A 20,537-nucleotide genomic window follows, 5' to 3' on the forward strand; every position below is an offset into this window, starting at 1 on the left:
GATCAGCCACTACCATGCGAACGTGGACTCCGATGTGACCGGGCGGATCCCGGCGGTCGTGGCCGGGCTGTGTGACGACGCCGCCATCTTCCCGCCCGGGCTGGCGCCCCTGCCCGACGCCGTCCGCGCCTATCGCGACCGGCGGACGACCTGGTTTGCGGACCTGGTCGGGCCGCTCGTCGTCGGCGCGTCGGCGCTCCCGCAGCTCGCGCGGCTGCTCGACGGCGATGCGACGACCGGCGGTCCGCTGCCGCTGTCGGTCACTCTGCCCGACGGCCCGGCCGGGCTGTCCCGGGTCCTCGCCGACGTGGCGGAGCTGCCGGTGGAGCTGCGGTCGGTCGAGGTCGCCGTGCCCGGCGGCGTCACGCCGGAGGAGCTGGTCGATCAGTTCGGTGAGATGCCGGGGCTCGAGGTCTATGTCGAGGTGCCGCGAGACGACCGGCGCCTCGCGCTGATCGGCTCTCTGGCGGGCCGGTACCGGGCCAAGTTCCGCACCGGCGGCGTCCGGGCCGAGCTCTATCCGTCGGAGGCCGAGCTGGCCGAGTCCATCGCGGCCGTGGTGGCGGCCGGGGTGCCGTTCAAGGCGACCGCCGGGCTGCACCACGCGGTGCGCAACACCGACCCGGGCACCGGCTTCGAGCAGCACGGTTTCCTCAATGTGCTGCTGGCCACCGATTCTCTCGTCCGCGGCGGCGACCAGCACGACGCCCGTACGCTGCTGGCCGAGCGGGACGGCAAGACCGTGGCGGGGCTGGTCCGCGAGCTCGGCGAGGCCGGCGGGGCGCGGTCGGCCTTCACGTCGTTCGGCACGTGCAGCATCACCGAACCGCTCGGCGAACTGGTGGAGCTGGGCATCATCGAAGGAGCCGCGCAGTGACTGTCATCGACGTGCCGGACGATTCGCTGTTCGGGCCGGCCAATCTCCCGTACGGGATCTTCACGGTGAGCGGCGAGGGCAGCGGCGACGCCCCGCGGGCCGGTGTCCGGCTGGGCGACACGGTCGTCGACCTGGCGGTCCTGCTCGACGACCCGATCTTCGCGGCCCCGTCGCTCAACCCGTTCCTGGCCCAGGGGCCCCGGCGCTGGGCCGAAGTGCGCGAACGGATCCGCGGCGCGATCGAGGGGCCGGTGCCGGAGCGGGCCCTGCACCCGGTCCGCGAGGTGCGGCTGCACCTGCCGTTCGAGGTGGGCGACTACGTGGACTTCTACGCCTCCGAGCATCACGCCTCGAACCTCGGACGGCTGTTCCGGCCCGACGCCGAGCCGCTGCTGCCCAACTGGAAGCACCTGCCGGTCGGCTATCACGGCCGCGCGGGCACCGTGGTCGTCTCCGGCACCGACGTGGTGCGCCCGTGCGGGCAGCGCAAGGATCCCGGCGAGGCCGGCCCCAGTTTCGGGCCGACCCGGCGGCTGGACATCGAGGCCGAACTCGGGTTCGTCGTCGGCGCGGGCTCGGCCCTGGGCCGGCCGGTCGGCGTGGACGACTTCGCCGGCCACGTGTTCGGGGCGGTGCTGGTCAACGACTGGTCGGCGCGTGACCTGCAGGCCTGGGAGTACGTGCCGCTCGGGCCGCACCTGGGCAAGAGCTTCGCCACCTCGGTCTCGCCCTGGGTGGTGCCGCTGGCCGCGCTCGAGCAGGCCCGGGTGCCGCTGCCCGGCCAGGATCCGCAGCCGCTGCCCTACCTTCGTGGCCGCGAGGACTGGGGTCTGGACGTCGACCTGGTGGTCGAGTGGAACGGCGAACCGGTCTCGCATCCCCCCTACCGCGACATGTACTGGTCACCGGCCCAGATGCTGGCCCACATGACGGTCAACGGCGCTTCCGTACGGACCGGGGACCTGTACGCCTCCGGCACCATCTCGGGCCCGGCCAAGCACCAGCGCGGCGCCTTCATCGAGCTCACCTGGGGCGGACGGGAGCCGGTGACGGTCAAGGGCGAGGAGCGCACCTTCCTGCAGGACGGCGACGAGGTCAGCATCTCCGCCACCGCCCCGGGCCCGGACGGCACCCGGATCGGGTTCGGGCGCGTGACCGGCACGATCCGGCCCGCGAACAGCGCCCGGTAGAGCGGCACGACCGTCGGCCGGGGCATGGTGGAGATCGTCGGGCGGGACGACCAGGCCGGGGTGCTGGGATCGATGCTCGGCGAGGTGATCGAGCGGCGTGGTGCGGCGCTCGTGCTGCGCGGTGAGGCCGGCATCGGCAAGTCGGCGCTGCTGGAACACACGGTCGGGGCCGCGCGGGAGCGTGGGCTGCGGGTTCTGCGCGTCTCCGGCGTCCAGGCCGAGGTGCTGATCCCGTACGCCGGGCTCGAGCAGCTGTTGCGGCCGTTGCGCCCGGCCGGGGCGGGAGCCGCCTCCCCGTACCGCCGGGCTCTGGAAGTCTTGGATCTGCTGGCCGGCACGGGCGGGCCGGTGCTGCTGGCCGTCGAGGACGCGCACTGGCTGGACGCCGCGACCTGGGACACGCTGACGATCCTGGCCCGGCGCGTCGAGTCGGACCCGGTCGCGGTGATCATGACCGTGCGCGACGGTGAAGACATCGACCGGAGACTGACGGCGGCCGGTCTGCCCGAGACGCGGCTGGAACCGTTGTCGGCGGCCGACGCGGGCCGGCTGCTCGACCGTACGGCCCCCGGCCTCACCGGCGTGCTGCGCGAACGGGTGCTGGGGGAGTCCGCGGGCAATCCGCTGGGGATTGTCGAGCTCGGAGCTGCGGCGGCCCGTCTCGGTGGCTCGGCGCTGCTGCCGTCGTCGCTGCCGCTGAGCAGCCGGGTGGAGCGGACGTTCGCCGGTCTGGTCGCCGGCCTGCCGCCGATCACCCGCGAGCTGCTGCTCGTCGCCGCGCTCGACGACGCCGGCCATCTCGACGAGATCCTGGCCGCGGCGGCCGTTCTCACCGGCGGTGCCGTGCCCGCCGAGGCGATCCAGCCCGCCGTCGCGGCCCGGCTGGTGACCGTGGACGACGGGTACGAGCTGCGGTTCCGGCATCCGCTGCTGCGCTCGGCGCTGCGTCAGCAGGCCCCGCCCGGCGACCGGCGGCGGGTGCACGCGGCCCTGGCCGAGGTCGTCCCCGGCCGGTCCGACCGGAGGCTGTGGCACCGCGCGTGGGCGGTGACCGGGCCCGACGAGGCGCTGGCCCGCGAGCTCACCGGGGCCGCCCTGGGCGCGACCGAGCGGCAGGCGGTCTCGGTGGCGCTGGCCGCGGTCCAGCGGGCGGTGCAGCTGAGCGAGGATCCGGCCGAGCGGGGCAGCCGGCAGATTTGGGCGTGCGATCTGGCTCACGAGCAGGGCGACGCCGACACCGTACGCCGCCTGCTGGCCGAGATCGACGAGGCGCCGCTGCGCCGGGCCGACCGGGCCCGGCTGACCTGGATCCGTGACTCGTATTACCCGAACGCCTGGTCCGGGCCGCAGCGGCTGCTGGCGTACGCGAACCTGATCGACGAGATGCGTCGCGACGGTGAGCGGGGCTTCGCGGTCAAGGCGCTCACCGAGGTGGCCCTGCGGGTCTACTACTCCAGCGTGCCCGATCCCGTGGCCGACCGGTTCGCCCAGGTCACCGCCGCGCTGGGTCTTCCCGCGGGCGATCCCGGCCCGGCCGCCGTCCTGCCCCTGGTGTCGCCGGCCGTCCACGGCGCCGCCGCCCTGGCCCAGCTGCGGCTCCTGGTGCACCGGATGGACCTGACGCCGTCGCAGCGCAACGACCTCGCCGTGGCGGCCTGGGCCGTCGGCGCGTTCGAGCTGGCCGGAACGTTCGCCCTGTCGGCCGCGGCCGACTTCCGGGCGCAGGGCCGCGTCGGCGCGCTGGCGCAGGCGCTCAACACGGCCGCGGCGGCGCGCGCCGGCCTCGGCGACACCCGGGGAGCGCTGCCCCTGGCGGCCGAGTGCATAGCGCTGGCCGGCGAGGCCGGGCAGCCGATGTGGGCCATGGGCGGCGGCCTGACCATGGCCCTGGTCGAGGCGATGCGGGGCGACGTGGCCGCCGCCCGCAACCGCTGCGATCGCGCCGAGCAGACGATCCACGCCGCCCGGATCCTTCCGATGCTGGCCCTGGTGCAGCGGGCGCGGGGCGTGGCCGCGCTGGCCGAGGGCCGGGCCGACGACGCGTTCCGGCAGCTGCTGCGCGTCTTCGACCCCGGCGACAGCGCCTGGTTCCCGCACCAGCAGCTCCATCTGCTCGGCCACCTGACCGAAGCGGCCGTGCTCGGCGGCTTCCTGGACGAGCTGCGCCCGATCGTGGCCGCCCTGGAGCCGATCGCCGAGAGCAGCCAGTCGCCGGCGCTGCTGGCCGGGCTCGGCTACGCCCGGGCCGTGCTCACCGGGGACTACGAGACCGCGCTGGCCGCCGACCTCACCGGCCGGCCGTTCGACCGCGCCCGGCTGCAGCTGACGTACGGCGCCGCCCTGCGCCGCTCCTACCGGGTCAGCGACAGCCGGCCCCTGCTGCGGGACGCCGTCACGACCTTCGACGCGCTCGGCGTCGTCCCGTGGGCCGACCGGGCCCGCTCGGAGCTGCGCGCGACGGGCGAGACGCGTCGCAAGCCGATCGACGCGCTGGCCGTGCTGACGCCGCAGGAACAGCAGATCGCCCGGCTGGCCGCGGACGGGCTCAGCAACCGCGAGATCGGCGAACGGCTGTTCCTGTCGCCCCGCACGATCAGCACCCACCTCTACCGCATCTATCCGAAGGTCGACGTCGGCTCCCGTACGGAACTGGCCCGGATCATCACGGCCCTCGGCGAGGCCTGAACGATCGGCGTGCACTGCCTGTTCACCGGATTTCCACTGGCCGCGTTCAGGATCGGCCGCGACGGCACTCAGGTGATCAACAGGGGAGCATCGAAATGACCAAACCCACCATTGTTCTGGTCCACGGGGCCTGGGCCGACGCGTCGAGCTGGAACGCGGTCGCGTCGGAGCTGCGCGGCCGGGGATTCACCGTGCTGGCTCCGCCGAACCCGCTGCGGGATGTCGCCTCCGACGCCGCGTACCTCGCCTCGTTCGTCACCCAGCGGACCAGCGGGCCGGTGGTGCTGGCCGGGCACTCGTACGGCGGTGTCGTCATCAGCAACGCCGCCGGCCGCATCCCGGCCGCCGAGGCCCTGGTCTACGTCAACGCGTTCCTCCCGGCCGAGGGGGAGAGCATCTTCGGGATCCTGGGCGGGTCGGGTTCGGCCCTCGACGTGCCCGACCCGACGACGGTTCTCGACATCGTCGGCTATCCGGGCGCCCGGAAGGTGACGCCGAGGCCTTCCTCAAGCCCGGCACCGTGTTCAAGTTTTTCGCCCAGGATCTGCCCGAGGCGGACGGCTGGCTCATCGTTGCCGGGCAGCGGCCGATCACGTTGAGCGCCAACGCCACCCCGTCGGCCGCGGCGGCCTGGCGGACGCTGCCCAGCTGGGCGGTGGTCGGCACCGACGACCTGGTGATCCCGGTGGCCACGCAGCGGTCCATGGCCGAGCGGGCCGATTCGAAGATCTTCGAGGTCGCCGCCTCGCACGTGTCGCTGGTGTCGCACCCGGGGGCGACCGTCGAGGCGATCCTGGCCGCGGCCGGGCAGGTGGTCGACTGAGCGGCGTCATTACGTCATCCGACGTAGTCAGTCCGGGCGGCCCGCTGCCTACCGTCACGGCATGACAGTGCGGCTTCAAATTCTCGGTCCGGTGCGCGTCTGGCACTCGGGGGCCGAGGTCGACACGGGTCCCCATCAGCAGCAATGCCTGCTGGCGCTGCTGCTGGCGGACGCGGGCCAGCCGGTCGGCCTGCAGGCGCTGGTCGAGATGCTGTGGGGCTCGGAGCCGCCGCCGAGCGCGATCAACATCATTCACAAGTACGTCGGACGTCTGCGCCGGCTCCTCGAACCCGGGCTGCCCCGCCGGGCCGCGGGCGCCTACCTGACCCGGCACGGCACCGGATACCGCTTCGCGGCCGGACCGGAGACGCTCGATCTGCTCCGGTTCCGGCAGCTCGTGGCCGAGGCGCAGACCTGCACGGGCGACGGCGAGCACGACCGGGCCCTGGACCGGTACGCCGAGGCGCTGCGGCTCGGCCACGGCGTCGCCGGCGCCGGTCCGGCCGGCACCACGGCCCGGACCCCGTTCCTGCGGCTGCGCAACGAGGTCGTCGACGCCGTCGTCGCGGCGGCCCGGCTGGCCCTCCGCCTCGGTCAGCCGGCGCGGCTGCTGGGCTCGGTGCGGCACGCGGCCGAGACCGGCCCGCTCCACGAGCCCGTCCACGCGATCCTGGTGACGATGCTGGCCGCCGCCGGTCAGCAGGCCGAGGCGCTGGCGGTGTACCACGGCATCCGGCAGCGGCTCACCGGCGAGCTCGGCATCGACCCCGGACCGGACCTGCACGACGCCTACCTGGGCGTGCTGGCCCACAGCCGGCCGCCGCTGCTGCCCCTGCACCCGGCGCAGCTTCCCCCGGATCCGCCGCAGCCGGTCGGTCGCGAGGACCAACTCGCCCGGCTGCACCGGCTGGCCGCGGGTCTGCACCGGCCCGGGCGGACGAGCCCGCTGATCGTCGCGATGAGCGGTCCGGGCGGCTCCGGCAAGTCGGCCCTCGCCGTCCGGTTCGCGCATCGCGTCGCCGGCGACTTCCCCGACGGACAGCTCTACCTCGATCTGCACGGCGACAACCAGGATCCACTGCGTTCCCTCCTGTACGGGCTGGGCCTGCGCCGCGCCGACATGCCCGACACGCCGTCGGCGCAGGTGGGCGCCTATCGCAGCCTGACCGCGGGCAAGCGCATGCTGATCGTTCTGGACAACGTGGCCGGCGCCGCCCAGGCCCGGTCGCTGATCCCGAACTCGCCCGCCTGCCTGGTCGTGCTCACCGCCCGGCGACGGCTTCTCGAGCTGGCCGGCGCCCACCTGGTGACCGTCGGCGCCGGCGAGCCGAGACCGGCGCGACGCCGGCGGCCCTGGGGTGGCGCCCTCGTTCAGCGGTACGGCCGGATCACCGTACGGTGAAACGATGAAGTTGTCCGTGGACCAGGTCCGGTCGTGGCGGATGCGGCGGCAGTTCCTCGACCGCCCGCAGGGGACGTCGGCCGAACGGATCGTCGGGCGGCTGTGCGGCGTCCAGGCCCAGGTCGCCTCGGCCGCCGAGCAGGCCGTCGCCGTACGCCTCCCGGTCCCGGCCCCGGGCGAGGCCGGTCGGGCGCTTCAGAGCCGCAAGCTGATCAAGGTGTGGGCCATGCGGGGCGCGCTGCACCTGCTCACCGCGGACGACGCGGCCGCCTGCCTCAGTCTGATGGCCGCCGCCCGTACGTGGGAAAAAGGGTCTTGGCAGAAGACCTTTGCCACCGCCCAGCAGATCACCGCGATCGCCGGCGCCGCCCGTGAGGTGCTGCACGACGCGGTGCTCACCCGGGAGCAGCTGACCGCGCGGATTCTCGAGCGCACCGGCGACGACTCCCTGGCCGAGCTGCTCGGGTCGGGCTGGGGCGCCGTGCTCAAGCCGCTGGCCTGGCAGGGCCTCTTGTGCCACGGGCCGGGCGACGGCAGCAAGGTCACCTTCACCAGCCCGGAAACGTGGCTCGACGGCTGGACGGGTCTGCCCGATCCGGGGGAGGCCGCCCAGCGGGTCATCCCCGCCTATCTGGGCGCGTACGGCCCGGCCACGATGGACACGTTCGACCAGTGGCTGATCCGCGGCGCGTCGAAGAAGGCCGCGCTGAGGAAGTGGTTCGCCGCGCTCACCGCGTCGGGCGAGCTGACCGAGGTGACCGTCGACGGTGCGGCGGCGTACGCGCGTACGGCCGATCTGGACGATCTGGCCGCCGCCGAACCGATGCCCGGCGTCCGGCTGCTCCCCGCGTTCGACCAGTTCGTGCTCGGCCCCGGCACCCGGAACGAAGAGATCATCGCGGCCGGGCGCCGGGCCCTGATCAGCAAGGCGGCCGGCTGGATCTCACCCGTGGTCGTCAGCGCGGGCCAGGTCGCCGGCACGTGGGAATCCGGCGTCGAGGGCCTCGCCGTGACGTTGTTCCCCGAGGCGGGCCCGGTCTCCGAGCAGGACCTGGCGGCCGAGGCCGGGCGCATGGCCGCCATCGTCGGCGCGGGGCCCGGCCTGCAGGTGCTGATCGCCTGAACAGATCCGGCCCCGGCGCACAGCAATTGCTGCGCCGGGGCCGGAACGAGGCGTGCGGGTCAGAGGTCGGCCGGGCTGACCGGGGCCGACTTCGGGCGGCGCCGCGGAGGGGCCGGAGTCGGCGTCGATGTCGACGTCGATGTCGACGTCGAGGACGGCGTGGGCGTCGACGTCGAGGACGGCGTGGGCGTCGGCGTGGGCTCGGCCACCACCAGCGTCTCCTGCACGTCGGTCACGACCACGTCGGTGCTCGCGGCGGGCTCGTCCGTGCCGGCGCCGGTGCTTGTTCCGCTGCCGAGCAGGCTCTTGGCCTTCTGCTGGGCCTGCGCCACCGTGGGGTGGTCCTGCACCTTGCGTGCGGTGGTGACGATCTGCTCGTACTTCTCCCGCCCGGCCCGGCTGCCGAGCACATATCCGATCGCCAGTCCGGCGGCCAGCTTGTAAACCCTCACGCTGTTTCCTCTCCTTCGGTGGTGATGTGCTGCCTCAGCGCTTCCTGCGCGCTGCGATGACAATGACGACGATCACGGCCACGGCGGCCGCGCCGATGGCGGCCAGCGGCAACGGCCGGCGCATCGGGGCGGGCAGATCCGAGTCGGCCAGCTGCTGCCGGGCCGTGCCGGCGGCCTGCGCGGCCTGGTCCTTCACGCCGGTCAGCTTGTGCTTCACCTGCTCGGTGGTGTCGCTGACGGCCTGCTTGGCCCGCGCCTTCACGTCGGTCTTGGCCGCCAGCTCCTGCACCGTCTGCCCGAGCTCGGCGCGGGTCTGTTCGATCTCCGCCCGCAGCTGGTCGGGGTCGGCCGGGGTTTCCGGGTGGCTCACGATCGTCCCTCTCGTACGGCGTTCTTGACGGTTCGTACATCGGCCTGGGTGCCCGCGATCGCGTCCTGCGGCACCGGGGGAGTGGCCGACTGCAGCTTCTTCTTGCCCAGCAGGGCGGCGACGCCGGCCGCGGCGAAGACGACCACCATCACGACCAGGACCGCCAGCCACAGGGGCCAGGCCAGGTCGAGCAGGACCACGGCGAGAACCAGCAGCAGGCCCAGACCGTACAGTCCCAGCACGGCGGCCCCGCCGAACAGGCCGCCGCCGACCCCGGCCCGCTTGCCCTTCTCGGCCAGCTCCAGCTTGGCCAGCGTCAGCTCGTCACGCACCAGAGTGGAGATCTGGGCGGCGGCCTGGCTCACCAGGTCCGAGGTGGAGGTGCTCGAGGTCTCTTCCGGCATAGTGCTCACTCCTCACCGTCGTGGCCGCAGGATGCTGCCGCGACGCGATCGCTGACTTCCCCCCTTCCTCCATTCTTCAACCCTTTCCCGGGGTAATAAATCCGATCGGCACGCCAGCTGTTTATGTACTAAACGCACAGCCGAAGAACATTCACGTCAGGTGCCGCCTCCCGCGGGTGACGCCCTGTGGGAGGCTTGTGCGGTATGTGACGGCCCGCACCCGGCCCTGGAGGCGTGATGGTGGACCCCGGCACACCGCGTGACGGCGACGCCCCGGCGGCCGTCCCCGCCGGTGCGGCCCCGGCCGGCCGCAGCGGGCTGGATCAGCAGCGCATCCTCGAGGCCGCGGTGCGGTTCATCGACGAGAACGGCCTGCGGATGCTCACCATGCAGCGTCTGGGCGCCTATCTGGGCGTCGAGGGCATGGCCCTGTACCGGTACGTGCCCGGCCGCGAAGCGCTGCTCGACGGCGTGGTCGAGACCGTGGTCGACGAGCTGTTCGGCGACCCGCACGTGCACCTCGAGGCGCATGCCGGCTGGGTCGACTACCTGCAACGCCTGGCCCACGGCCTGCGCCGCATCGCCCTGGCCCACCCGGAAGTGTTTCCCCTCGTGGCGACCCGGCCTCCGGCGGCGCCCTGGGTGCGGCCCCCGCTGCGGAGCCTGCGCTGGATCGAGTCGCTGCTCGAGGTGATGACCGACGCCGGCTTCTCCGACGAGAACGCCGCCGCCGTCTACCGGGCCTTCAGCAGCTTCCTGCTCGGCTACCTGCTGCTCGAGGTGTCGGCGCGCGGCGTGGAGACCGGCCCGGTCGAGGAACCGGACGTGTCCCCGATCGAGGACCTCAGCAGCTACCCGATCCTGCAGCGTCTCGAGCCGCATCTGTCCGTCGACGTGGCCGCCGAAGACTTCGAGGAGGCCCTCGAGGCGTTGCTCGACCGGGTGGCCCTGCTGCTGCCCCGGCGCCGCCGTCCACCCCGGCTGACCGCCGAGAAATGAATTCACGATCCCTCATTTCTTCTCCGTTTATGTCGTAAACGGAGGGGCACCTTCCTGGCGTACAGCGGTCGGAGCAGGCGCTCCGGAAACCGCGCCGCCGCCGTTTCTCCGGCCGCGGAAACCCCTCCGGAAGGATCAGCCATGATCACGCAGAACGACATCGCCCGGATCACCGACGCCGACGTGTACGACAGCGACGGCGACAAGATCGGCTCGGTCGGCCAGGTCTACCTCGACGCCGAAACCGGCGATCCCGAATGGCTGACCGCCAAGACCGGCCTGTTCGGCACCAAGGAGACCTTCATCCCGCTGCGCGGCGCGTCCGTCACCGAGGACCGGGTCGTGGTCGCGTACAGCAAGGAGCGGGTCAAGGACGCTCCGCGGATCGACGCCGACGGGCCGTTGTCGCACGCGGAGGAGGGTGAGCTGTACTCGTTCTACAACCTGTCGTCCGAGGCCGGCACGTCTTCCTCCGAGACGAGCACCTTCTCTTCCGGGGCCGGCACCGACTCGGACCGCGGCACCTATGACACGGGCACGGCCACCGGCGCCGGCGACGACGCCATGACGCGCTCCGAGGAGCGGCTGGTCGGCGGCACCCGGACCGAGGAGGCCGGCCGGGCGCGGCTGCGCAAGTACGTGGTCACCGAGGAGCAGCAGGTCACGGTTCCGGTCACGCGCGAAGAAGTGCGGCTCGAGCGTGAGCCCATCACCGACGCCAACGCCGGCGCCGCCCTCGACGGGCCCGACATCAGCGAGGCCGAGCACGAGGTGACCCTGCACGCCGAGCGGCCCGTGGTCGAGACCGAAACCGTGCCGGTCGAGCGGGTCCGCCTCGGCAAGGAAACCGTCCGCGACGAGGAGACCGTCAGCGGCGAGGTCCGCAAGGAGCAGGTCGAGTTCGACGGCCCCGAGGGCCGCGACCGTCGCTGACCGTCTCGCGCGACCGGACGCCGAACCCCGTTCGCCTGTCACGATATGAGGCGTGGCGGACATGGGGTGGCCGTGAACTCCGGAACCGAGGACGAGGAACGCTTCTGCCGCGCGTACGACAGCGACTTCGAACCCCTGCTGGCGTACGCGTCGCGGCGGGTGGAGCAGCCGGCCGACGCCGCGGACGTGGTCGCCGAGACCTTCCTGGTCGCCTGGCGCCGCCGGCACGAACTTCCGGGCGGGGGCGAGACCCGGCTGTGGCTGTACGGCGTGGCCCGTCGCGTGCTGGCCAACCACTACCGGGCCGGGATCCGCCGTGAGCGTCTCGGTGCCCGGCTGCGCCGCCGGTTGACGTCCACCACCGGGGATCCGGGCGCCGAGGTGCCGGAGCGGCTGGCTGTGCACGCGGCGCTGGCCCGGCTGGGCGAGCTCGACCGGGAGGTGCTGACGCTGACCGTGTGGGAGGGCCTGGAACCGCGCGAGGCGGCGACCGTGCTCGGGATCAGCGCGCCCGCGGTCCGCACCCGGCTGTCCCGGGCCCGCGGGAGAGTCCGCGAACTGCTCGGTGACGATCCGCGCCACGCCGGACATGTGCTCGACGTCCTGACCGCAATCACCCCGGAGGAGGGCCGATGACCGGGAACGAGATCGACGAGGTGGTCCGCGCGGCCGACCCGTACCGGCGGATCGATGTGGGCGCCGAGAAGCAAGCCCTCCTGGAGGAGATCATGGGCGACAAGCCCCGCCATTCCCTGGTCCGCCGTCTTGTGCCCGCCCTGGCCGCGGCGGCCGCCGTCACCGGCGTGCTGGCGCTGACGGTCATCACCCGCCACGACACGACCACCCCGGACGCGTCCCCCGCCACCTCCCTGCCGGCCGCGGCGGGCAAGGGGGTCAAGTTCTCGCCGGTCGCCCTGGCCGCGGCCGAGAAGAACCCGCGCCTGCTGATCGGCGAGGCCGGCTGGACCGCGGTGAGCGTCTACGGCTTCACCGAGGACTCCGGCACGATCGGCTTCACCAAGGGCGACCGCAATCTGGAGATGAACTGGTATCCGGCCGGCCAGTACGACGACTACCACGAGGACCGGGAGCACGTCAGCGCCCCCGAGGCCACCAAGGTCGCCGGGCGCGACGCCGACATCTTCACCTACTCCGCCACCGACTTCGCGGTGATGCTCGAGCCGGCCGACGGCAGCTTCGTCGAGATGCGTGCCGGCGGCGCCTGGACCCGGGCCACCTTCGACCAGGTCATCGCCAAGGTGAAGCAGGTCGACGTGGAAACCTGGCTGGCGGCGCTGCCCGCGAGCATCGTCACCCCCGAGCGGGCCGAGGCGGCTCTCGACAAGGTGCTGGCCGACATCCCGCTGCCGCCCAACTTCGACAAGTCGAAGCTGACCGGCCTGGGCGTCAACGACCCGTACCAGTTCGGTGCCGAGGTCACCGGCCCGGTCGCCTGCGGCTGGCTCGACGAGTACTTCCGGGCGAAGAAGGCCGGCGACGACGCCGCCCTGACCAAGGCGGCCGAGGCGCTGCGCGGCACGCACAACTGGAAGGTCCTCAAGGAGATGGAGGAGCCGGGCGACTTCCCCGAGGTCCTCTGGGAGTACGCGGACAAGACCGTCGCGGGTAAGAACCCGGGGAACTACAAGGAGGGCCTGGGCTGCTAGGCCGAGAGCGACCGTCCATCCGGGTGCTCACGCGGCACCCGGATGGACGGCCTCAGGCGATACCGGCCTTGGCCTGCCGGCGGTTGCGCAGATATTGGACGGGTATCGCGGCGCACGCGGCCAGGAAGACGATCTGCATCAAGGTGCGCGGCAGAAGAGCGTCGGCGGCGCTGGTGGTGATTCCTTCCTGGGCCGCATGGATGTTGGCCGGGAACATGGCGATCAGGAGCAGTGCCAGACCGGTGGCGGCCAGCGGTGCCGTGCGCCGCAGCAGTAGTCCCGCCGCGCCCGCCAGTTCCAGGATGCCGGTCACGGTGACCAGCAGTCCGGGGGCCGGCAGACCGGGTGGAACCATGCTCACCAGTTCGGCGCGCATGCCGACGAAATGGGCGACCCCGGTCATCAGGAACATGGCGGCCAGCCCGCCCCGGAGCACGACCGTCCACGATCTCAGCCGCCGTACGCCGGCCACTCCCGTCACCGTCAGGGCCAGAGTCACCACGATCAGCGCGATCAGAGGTTCCACGAACGTCTCCTCGCTATAACACTGTTATTGCTATAACGCTGTTATAGTCCAGTCTGTGGCCCGCGTCAACCAGTCCGATCTGTCCAGTCGCCTCATCGACGAGGCGGCCCGCCTGCTGACCGAGTTCGGACCGGCCGGGCTGTCCCTGCGAAAGCTGGCCCATGCCTGCGGCATCTCGACCATGCCGGTGTACACCTTGTTCGGAGACAAGGACGGGCTGCTCAGGGCCATGCACGACGAGGGCTTCCGCCGCCTCTGGGCGCGGCTCGACGCGGTGGAGCGCACCGACGACCCCCTGGCCGACCTGATCGGGTCGGGGCTCGCCTATCGGGAGGCGGCGCTGGCCAGCCCGCACCTGTACGGCCTGATGTTCGGCCGGACGCCGGCCGGCTCCGAGCCCCAGGAGGCGGCCGAGGCCACCTACCGATCATTGACCGAAGCGGTCGTGAGGTGTCAGCAGGCCGGGATCTTCCGGGCCGAGCCCGACTCGGAGCGCGTCGCGCTGCACCTGTGGTCCGTCGTCCACGGCATGGTAAGCCTGGAACTGAACGAGCAACTGCCACCGCCCGACATCACCGGGCCCCTCTTCCGCGAAGCCCTCCACTTCGCAGTGGCCCCGTTCCGCGCCTGACCGTCCCTGGCCTCGTCCCCGGTGCCGGTGCACCGGTCACTGTCGTTCCGCATCTGAGCACGTTCCTCGCGTACGCGTTCAAGGACGGCGGTGTCAGAGGCGAGGTCGGGGTGGCTGACCTGTCGGTCCAGTTCGACGACGGCCTCGAGTTCGTCGATCGCCCGATCAAGGTCCCCGTTCGCCCGATAGATCAGCGCGATGTTGTACCGGGTCACCGCTTCCCCGGCGCGGTCGCCGACTTCGCGTCGGATGGGAAGAGCTTGCCGGTAGTAGGTGATGGCTTGCTGATGGTCGCCGAGCGCGTAATACACGTGGCCGATGTTGTTGAGGGTGGTGGCTTCGCCGGCGCGGTCGCCGTTGCCGCGGTCGTCGGCGTCGCGGTACAGGCCTAGCGCTCGTCCGTAACTGGACAAGGCGGCCCGAGGTTGCCCGAGGGCGGACTGCGCCGAACCAAGATGGTAGAGGGCGTCGGCGTCATCACCCAAGGTCAGCGTCGCCCGCGCGAGGATTGCCACATCGGCGAACCGTGACTTGGGAAGCCAAGCGTCACCCAGCCTGGTTCCGATGTCGCGAGCGATCACGGGCTCTTGGCCTTCCACCGCCAGCCTGTGCAGCTCCACCAGCTGGGCCATGGAAGTCATGGCGTTGAGCCGTCCGCAGCGGGACCAGTGACCCAGAGTTCGTAGAGAGAACGGGCGGCGGCGGCGCAGGACTGGGTGTACTCGTCGTCGGTCAGTAACGGGCGGATCAGTGGGCGCAGCACGTTGGAGACGAAATAGCGCGGCTCGTGGGTTTCGGGGTCGGTGCCCTCCTCGAGCAGGCCCAGCTGGACGGCCCGTTCGACGTGGTGGGTGGCGTCGGCGTGGTCGTGGATCGCGTAGACCGTCTCGGCGGGGATGGGGAGTTCGACGACGTTGACCTTGGCCAGCATCTTCTGCAAGTCGGGGGACTGCGAGGCCAGCAAACCCTTCGCCAGGATGGTCTCGCGGCGGAAGCGGTCCGTCTCGTTCTCGATGGCGGTGATGAGGCCGGCCACGTCGAGGGTGGTGTCGGCGGCGATCCGGTCGAGCCAGTCGAGCAGGCGCGGGTTGCCGGCGGCGGCCTCGATGGCGCGGTCGCGGATGGTCAGGTCGACGCGGGAGCCGGGGCGCAGGTTCGGCAGGTTCGAGATCTTCTTGTTCTGCTCGATCGCCGTCAGGGTTTCGAGGGACTCTACCGCGATGGTTGTGGCGGCGGGCGCGGGAAACCGGTAGCGGCTGGTGATGATGACCCGGCTGGAGCTGCCGGTGTCGCGGATGGCGGTCAGCAGCGCGGGCAGGATGTCGGCCATCTCGGGGGACAGTACGTAATTGCCGTCGAGGTTGCCCTCTTCGAAATCGTCGAACACGAACAAGCACGGGGTCTGTCCGAGAGGCCCATCGCTGTCGAGCAGGTAGCGCAGGCGTACGGGCAGTGGCACCTGGTCGTTGTCGAGAATCTTGGCCGCCTCGATCTGCTCGTCCAGGGTGGGGAAGCGGATCTTGGCGGTGAGTTCCCGGAGCTTGATCATGTCGACCTTGCCGTACCAGACGACGCGCTGGTGGGTGGGCATGCGTTCGAGCAATCGGGAGGCCAGACTGCTCTTGCCGAGACCGCCCATGCCCTGCAGAACGAGGGCTTCGGCGGCGCCGGGCTGGCCCATCGTCTGCTTGAGAACGCGCAGGCAGCGCTGGATGACCCGGCGCCGTCCGACGAAGGTGGCTCGCGAGGCGACCCGCGACACCCGGGTCTGCGGGTCCAGGAACTCCTGGTCGGCCGGCTTGATCTGGATCTGTTTGCGCCCCTTGGTGTTCTTGGGCGTGACCATGGCCGACAGGGGCGACCGGTCGGCGTAGACACGCAGCAGGTGCCAGTTGCTGCGCCTTTCCTTGTAGAGATGCCGCCGGGCCTCGATGACGGCCCGATCGAGGGGATCGCCGTCGGCCAGCGAGCGGTAGAGCTCGGCGGCGAACTCGGTCGCGGAAACGTCACCGACCGGCAGCGCCCAGCCGAGCACGGCCGGAGCTCCCGCGCGAATGAGGCTCTCGCTCATCGAGGGGAAGGAGCCGCCTTCGGGCGAGTTCGCGGTGAGGCAGCCGGAGACGAAGACCAGCCGCGGCCACCGTCCGGCCATCGCGGCCGCGATCTGATCGGCGGTGACGAAGGCGAGCCCGCCGAGTTCATTCTCGGCCACAAAGGTGGGCTGCCCGTTCTCGTCGACGGTGGCGTGACCGCTGAGGTGCAGGACGTCGAAATGACCCGCCTCGTAGTCGCGGCTGAGGAATCGCAAACCGTCCAGGGTGCCGCTTTCCTCCACGACCAATTCGGTTCCCGTACGGGACGTCGCCTTGAGAATTGCCGCCTCTTCGGCTTCGTGGCTGAGCACGGGCTCGGCGCCTTCCGGCGAAGTGGCCATGAACAGCACCCGCAACGGCCGGTTCCCGGGCTTGATCGGGGTCTTGAACGCCGCGTTGGCCCCGATCGCCCGCACCGGCAGCACCGCACTGTGGTCGGCGACCGTCAGATGCGCGTCGTCGCGCGCAACCAGTTCCCACGGCAGATGCCGCAGCCGCTGTTCCGCCGTGATCCGTAAAACGCTGCCGTCGGGATCCGCGAGCACCGGAGAAAGCCAGCGTTCATTGCCGTCGAGAAACGCGGCCAGTTTCATGCCGAGCTCCCGCAACTGCGGCGATCCGAAAACCCGCTGAGCGATCGCATGCCGGCTGTAGTCGCGCTCCACCATCTCGATCAGCTCGTCGATCGCCGCCCGATCCAACCCCCGAGTTTTCGGTACGCCACCATCCGCGGACAGCCGCAGCTCGGAGTAGTCGGAAGTCTGCTCGAAGATCTCCAGCTCGAAGTTGTTCACTGCGAGTCGTTCTTCCGAAAGCTGATCTCCAACTGTCCTTCGCTGACGCCCGACAGCTCGAGCTGGGTCCCATCAGCGAGCAGAATCCGCACGGATACGTCATCCTTGCGGCGCTCCTGCCACCAGTCCCAGATCGTCTTGGCCGCGTCAATACCGGAAAACGCCAGCCCGACAACGGCAATCACCATCTCGGCCGACCGCGACACCTCAACCGGCGAAACGCTGTCAGTGGTCGCGGCGAGCCGAGCGCGCAGTTCGTCGGCCCAACGCACAGCATCAGGTCCCGACACCTCAAGGGTGGCACTGCCCATCAACTATCCCTCCAGTGTCCGCTGTATTTTCTCGAGGAATTCCAGCATCTCGGGCAACGCCGGGTGTTCGGTTTCCTCGGCTAGAGCGATAGCCCGACGCTGGGATTCGGCGGCGTCGTCCGCTTGCTCAAGATGCATCAACAAAATCGCCATGTTGAAGCTCACCATCGCCTCTGTCCTGCGATCACCGACGGCTCGCAGAGCTTGCAAGGACCTCTCCAAGACGTCCTCCGCTTGGGAGAGTTGGTTTTGCTGGAACAGCACCGCGCTGATGTTGTTGAGGGTGGACGCTTCGCCGGCACGGTCGCCGATTTCGCGTCGCATGGAAAGGGCCTGCTCGTAATAGACGAGGGCCTGCTGAGGGCCACCCGATTTGTCGTACACGCTGCCGATGTTGTTCAGGACGGTGGCTTCGCCGGCGCGGTCGCCGACTTCGCGGGTGATGGGCAGGGCCTGCTCGTAGTACGCCAGGGCTTGTTGCTGGTCGTCCAATTCGGTGTACGCGAGGCCGATGTTACTGAGCGTCGTGGCCACGCCGGCGCGGTCGCCGACGTCGTGGCGGATGGCCAGAGCCTGTTGGTAGTACGCCAGGGCCTGCTGCTGATCACCCAGCCCGGCATGAACACCGCCGACGTTGTTCAGGGTGCTGGCTTCGCCGGCGCGGTCGCCGCCCTCGCGGGTGATGGTCAGTGCCTGCAAGTAGTAGGTCAGGGCATGCCGGCGATTGCCGAGTTCGCCGTACGAGAGGCCGATGTTGTTGAGGGTGGCGGCTTCGTTCCTACGATCGCCGGCCGCCCGGTACAGGACCAGCGCTCGTCCATAGCTGGTCAAACCCTCCGATGGCTGCCCGAGAGAAGTTTGGGCCCAGCCCAGGTCGTACAGGGCGCCCGCTTCGTCACCCAAGGTCAGCGTCGAACGCGCAAGGCCCGCCACATCGGCGAACCGCGACCAGGACAGCCACACCGGGCTCACTCTGCCTCCGGCGGCCCGGGCGATGTCGGCCTCGTGGCCCGCAACCGCCAGTCGATGTACCTCCACCCACCGTGACAGACGGGCCAGGTGTCCCGGTTCTCCGTCCCGAGCGGTGTCGACCATGGGGTCCAGTGAACCGCGCCGCCGTGCCGGAACCCCTCCCTTGATCGGGTAAATCGCATTGATCAAGGGGCCGAGTGGGCGACGCCTACGGTGTGGGCAGGTCGGGCTGGGTCGGGATCAGCTCGCCGGCCGCGTCCGGGCCCGAATCCGGCCGGACCAGTTCCGCCCGCACCTCGTGCGGCTGCAGCGAGCCGCTCAGAATGTCTTCGGCGAAGTGGCAGGCCACCCGCTGCCCCGACGAGTCGAACACCCGCAGCTCTGGCCGTGAAGTGGCGCAGCGCTCCTGCGACCAGGGGCAGCGCGTACGGAATCGGCACCCGCTCGGTGGGTTGGCCGGGGACGGCAGGTCACCGACCAGCAGCATGCGCTCGCGGCGGTCCTCGACCAGCGGGTCGGGGATGGGCACGGCCGACAGCAAGGCCCGGGTGTACGGGTGCAGCGGACGGGCGTACAGCTGGCCGGCGTCGGCCTCCTCGACCAGCGCACCCAGGTACATCACGCCGATCGTGTCGGAGATGTGCCGGATCACGGCCAGGTCGTGGGCGATCACCAGGTAGGTCAGTCCCAGCGATTCCTGCAGGTCGCCGAGCAGGTTGACCACCTGGGCCTGGATGGACACGTCGAGAGCGGACACCGGCTCGTCGGCCACGATCAGCTCGGGGCCGAGCACCAGGGCGCGGGCGATGCCGATGCGCTGGCGCTGGCCGCCGGAGAACTCGTGGGGGTATTTGCTCAGCGCCGACGCGGGCAGGCCGACGGCGTCCAGGGTGGACAGCAGTCGTTCGTGGGCGCCGGTCCGCAGGCCGTGCGCCTTCAGTCCCTCGGTCAGCAGCGACTCCACCGACTGCCGCGGGTCGAGGCTGGACATCGGGTCCTGGAAGACCATCTGCATGCGCCGGCGGAACTGACGCAGCCGTTCGCCGGTGAGCGCGCGTACGTCCGTGCCGTCGAAGGTTATGCCGCCGCTGGTCGGCTCGACCAGCCGGAGCAGGCCGCGGCCCAGCGTCGACTTGCCGCAACCGGACTCGCCGACCAGGCCGTACGTCTCGCCGCGGCTGATGGTCAGCGACACCCCGTCGACGGCGTAGACGTGCCCGATCGTACGGTCGAAAAGCAGTCCGCTCTTGATCGGGAAGTGGACCTTGAGGTCGTCGATCTCGACCAGCGTCTCGCTCACGCCGGCACCTCCTGCGGTACGGGGTTGGTGCAGCGCAGCGCGCCGCCGCGGAAGGTGGGCTCGAGGGGGACCGTGTCGCCGATGCAGTCGTCGATCACCCGGTCGCAGCGCGGCGCGAAAGCACAGCCCTCCGGCCACGGGATGTTGTCGCTGACCGAACCGCGGATCTGGTGCAGCCGCTCGCCCCGGTCCGCGTCGAGGCGGGGCACCGACTGCAGCAGACCGTGGGTGTACGGGTGCCGCGGCTCGCCGAAGAGCTGGTGGCGGTAGGCCCGCTCGACCACCTTGCCGGCGTACAGGACGTTCACCGTGTCGCACAGCCCGGCCACCACCCCGAGGTCATGGGTGATCATCACGAGCGCCGTGCCGGAGTCGTCGACCAGTTCCTTGAGCAGGGTGAGGATCTGCGCCTGAATGGTCACGTCGAGCGCCGTCGTCGGTTCGTCGGCGATCAGCAGGCGCGGCTTGCAGGCCAAGGCGATGGCGATCAGTGCCCGCTGCCGCATGCCGCCGGAGAGCTGGTGCGGGAACTCCTTGAGCCGCCGCGCCGGGTCGGGGATGCCGACCGCGTCGAGCAGTTCCCGGGCCTGGCGCAACGCCGCCTGCCGGGTCCGGCCCTGGTGGCGTTCCAGCACCTCGGCCACCTGAATGCCGAGCGGGATGACCGGGTTCAGCGAGGACAGCGGGTCCTGGAAGATCATGCCGATGTCGCGGCCGCGCCAGTCCCGCAAGTCCTGCGGGCGCAGCTTGAGCAGGTCGGTGCCGTCGAACCGGACCTCGCCGGTGACCTTGTTGCCGCGGCGAGGGAGCAGCCCCATGATGGCCAGGCTGGTCACCGACTTGCCGCAACCCGACTCGCCGACCAGCCCGACGGTCTGGCCCGGTTCCACCGTGAAGCTGACGCCGTCCACCGCGGCGACGGGCCGGGTTCCCTTGCGCTGAAAGACCACCGACAGATCCCGTACGTCGAGCAGGGGCATGACGG

At 71.1% G+C, this 20,537-nt stretch carries 20 protein-coding genes and 2 pseudogenes; 12 read left to right on the forward strand and 10 right to left on the reverse strand.

The genetic code is table 11. The features are described 5' to 3' along the window. Positions 1-22 precede the first annotated feature (22 nt). The 7 genes and pseudogenes from ACZ3I4_RS26005 (at position 23) to ACZ3I4_RS26035 (ending at position 8,100) form a co-directional block, all read left to right on the forward strand. The gene (locus ACZ3I4_RS26005; protein WP_465384621.1) at positions 23-877 is read left to right on the forward strand and encodes a hypothetical protein; all 855 of its coding nucleotides are present in this window, start codon (positions 23-25) and stop codon (positions 875-877) included. After that, positions 874-2,067, forward strand: coding sequence for a fumarylacetoacetase (gene fahA / locus ACZ3I4_RS26010; RefSeq protein WP_465384622.1), 1,194 nt, complete (start codon positions 874-876; stop codon positions 2,065-2,067). The genes ACZ3I4_RS26005 and fahA overlap by 4 nt, the downstream gene beginning before the upstream one ends. A 24-nt stretch (positions 2,068-2,091) precedes the next feature. Beyond that, the gene (locus tag ACZ3I4_RS26015) at positions 2,092-4,752 is read left to right on the forward strand and encodes a helix-turn-helix transcriptional regulator (protein ID WP_465384623.1); all 2,661 of its coding nucleotides are present in this window, start codon (positions 2,092-2,094) and stop codon (positions 4,750-4,752) included. A 95-nt stretch (positions 4,753-4,847) separates the two neighbouring features. Next, the gene (locus ACZ3I4_RS26020; protein WP_465384624.1) at positions 4,848-5,351 is read left to right on the forward strand and encodes an alpha/beta fold hydrolase; all 504 of its coding nucleotides are present in this window, start codon (positions 4,848-4,850) and stop codon (positions 5,349-5,351) included. Beyond that, positions 5,255-5,575, forward strand: a pseudogene (locus tag ACZ3I4_RS26025) (alpha/beta fold hydrolase); the annotation flags it as partial. The gene ACZ3I4_RS26020 and the pseudogene ACZ3I4_RS26025, both read left to right, overlap by 97 nt. A 61-nt stretch (positions 5,576-5,636) precedes the next feature. Further along, entirely contained in the window at positions 5,637-6,977 is a 1,341-nt protein-coding gene (locus tag ACZ3I4_RS26030) for an AfsR/SARP family transcriptional regulator (protein ID WP_465384625.1), read from the forward strand. A 4-nt stretch (positions 6,978-6,981) separates the two neighbouring features. After that, entirely contained in the window at positions 6,982-8,100 is a 1,119-nt protein-coding gene (locus ACZ3I4_RS26035; RefSeq protein WP_465384626.1) for a winged helix DNA-binding domain-containing protein, read from the forward strand. A gap of 59 nt (positions 8,101-8,159) precedes the next feature. On the opposite strand, the gene ACZ3I4_RS26040 is transcribed toward ACZ3I4_RS26035, so the two are convergent. The 3 genes from ACZ3I4_RS26040 to ACZ3I4_RS26050 are packed head-to-tail and all read right to left on the reverse strand — an operon-like array spanning position 8,160 to position 9,326. Further along, complete coding sequence (locus tag ACZ3I4_RS26040) at positions 8,160-8,552, reverse strand: hypothetical protein (protein ID WP_465384627.1); 393 nt, start codon at positions 8,550-8,552, stop codon at positions 8,160-8,162. Between the two features lie 34 nt (positions 8,553-8,586). Next, positions 8,587-8,922: a DUF3618 domain-containing protein gene (locus ACZ3I4_RS26045; RefSeq protein ID WP_465384628.1), complete on the reverse strand. Its 336-nt coding sequence runs from the start codon at positions 8,920-8,922 to the stop codon at positions 8,587-8,589. Further along, entirely contained in the window at positions 8,919-9,326 is a 408-nt protein-coding gene (locus ACZ3I4_RS26050) for a phage holin family protein (RefSeq protein ID WP_465384629.1), read from the reverse strand. Before ACZ3I4_RS26050 ends, ACZ3I4_RS26045 begins: the two co-directional genes overlap by 4 nt. Before the next feature lie 237 nt (positions 9,327-9,563). Here ACZ3I4_RS26050 and ACZ3I4_RS26055 point away from each other — a divergent pair, with 237 nt between their 5' ends. From ACZ3I4_RS26055 to ACZ3I4_RS26070, 4 genes are all read left to right on the forward strand, one after another. Continuing rightward, positions 9,564-10,325, forward strand: coding sequence for a TetR/AcrR family transcriptional regulator C-terminal domain-containing protein (locus ACZ3I4_RS26055; RefSeq protein ID WP_465384630.1), 762 nt, complete (start codon positions 9,564-9,566; stop codon positions 10,323-10,325). Between the two features lie 141 nt (positions 10,326-10,466). Next, entirely contained in the window at positions 10,467-11,258 is a 792-nt protein-coding gene (locus ACZ3I4_RS26060) for a DUF2382 domain-containing protein (RefSeq protein ID WP_465384631.1), read from the forward strand. A gap of 72 nt (positions 11,259-11,330) precedes the next feature. Continuing rightward, a complete protein-coding gene (locus ACZ3I4_RS26065; protein ID WP_465384632.1) occupies positions 11,331-11,894 on the forward strand; it encodes an RNA polymerase sigma factor in 564 nt (187 codons plus the stop codon). Continuing rightward, positions 11,891-12,925: a hypothetical protein gene (locus tag ACZ3I4_RS26070; RefSeq protein ID WP_465384633.1), complete on the forward strand. Its 1,035-nt coding sequence runs from the start codon at positions 11,891-11,893 to the stop codon at positions 12,923-12,925. Before ACZ3I4_RS26065 ends, ACZ3I4_RS26070 begins: the two co-directional genes overlap by 4 nt. Before the next feature lie 52 nt (positions 12,926-12,977). Here the strand turns inward: ACZ3I4_RS26070 and ACZ3I4_RS26075 are convergent, their stop codons facing one another. Beyond that, entirely contained in the window at positions 12,978-13,451 is a 474-nt protein-coding gene (locus ACZ3I4_RS26075) for a DoxX family protein (RefSeq protein ID WP_465384634.1), read from the reverse strand. A gap of 55 nt (positions 13,452-13,506) precedes the next feature. Between ACZ3I4_RS26075 and ACZ3I4_RS26080 the strand changes: the two genes are divergently transcribed. Next, complete coding sequence (locus ACZ3I4_RS26080; protein WP_465384635.1) at positions 13,507-14,082, forward strand: TetR/AcrR family transcriptional regulator; 576 nt, start codon at positions 13,507-13,509, stop codon at positions 14,080-14,082. Between the two features lie 161 nt (positions 14,083-14,243). On the opposite strand, the pseudogene ACZ3I4_RS26085 reads toward ACZ3I4_RS26080, so the two are convergent. From ACZ3I4_RS26085 to ACZ3I4_RS26110, 6 genes and pseudogenes are all read right to left on the reverse strand, one after another. Beyond that, a pseudogene (locus tag ACZ3I4_RS26085) lies at positions 14,244-14,723 on the reverse strand (tetratricopeptide repeat protein); the annotation flags it as partial. Beyond that, positions 14,720-16,969: a CHAT domain-containing protein gene (locus tag ACZ3I4_RS26090; protein ID WP_465384636.1), complete on the reverse strand. Its 2,250-nt coding sequence runs from the start codon at positions 16,967-16,969 to the stop codon at positions 14,720-14,722. The gene ACZ3I4_RS26090 and the pseudogene ACZ3I4_RS26085, both read right to left, overlap by 4 nt. Next, entirely contained in the window at positions 16,966-17,280 is a 315-nt protein-coding gene (locus ACZ3I4_RS26095; protein ID WP_465384637.1) for an effector-associated constant component EACC1, read from the reverse strand. Before ACZ3I4_RS26095 ends, ACZ3I4_RS26090 begins: the two co-directional genes overlap by 4 nt. Positions 17,281-17,283: 3 nt before the next feature. Then, positions 17,284-18,375, reverse strand: coding sequence for a tetratricopeptide repeat protein (locus ACZ3I4_RS26100; protein ID WP_465384638.1), 1,092 nt, complete (start codon positions 18,373-18,375; stop codon positions 17,284-17,286). Between the two features lie 85 nt (positions 18,376-18,460). Next, positions 18,461-19,552 (reverse strand): ABC transporter ATP-binding protein, encoded by a 1,092-nt coding sequence (locus ACZ3I4_RS26105; RefSeq protein WP_465384639.1) that lies wholly within the window; start codon positions 19,550-19,552, stop codon positions 18,461-18,463. Further along, positions 19,549-20,532 carry an ABC transporter ATP-binding protein gene (locus ACZ3I4_RS26110; protein WP_465384743.1) on the reverse strand — a complete coding sequence of 328 codons (984 nt, stop codon included), beginning with the start codon at positions 20,530-20,532 and terminating at the stop codon, positions 19,549-19,551. The genes ACZ3I4_RS26105 and ACZ3I4_RS26110 overlap by 4 nt, the downstream gene beginning before the upstream one ends. Positions 20,533-20,537 lie beyond the last annotated feature (5 nt).

This window comes from Actinoplanes sp. NPDC021490, assembly GCF_055562135.1.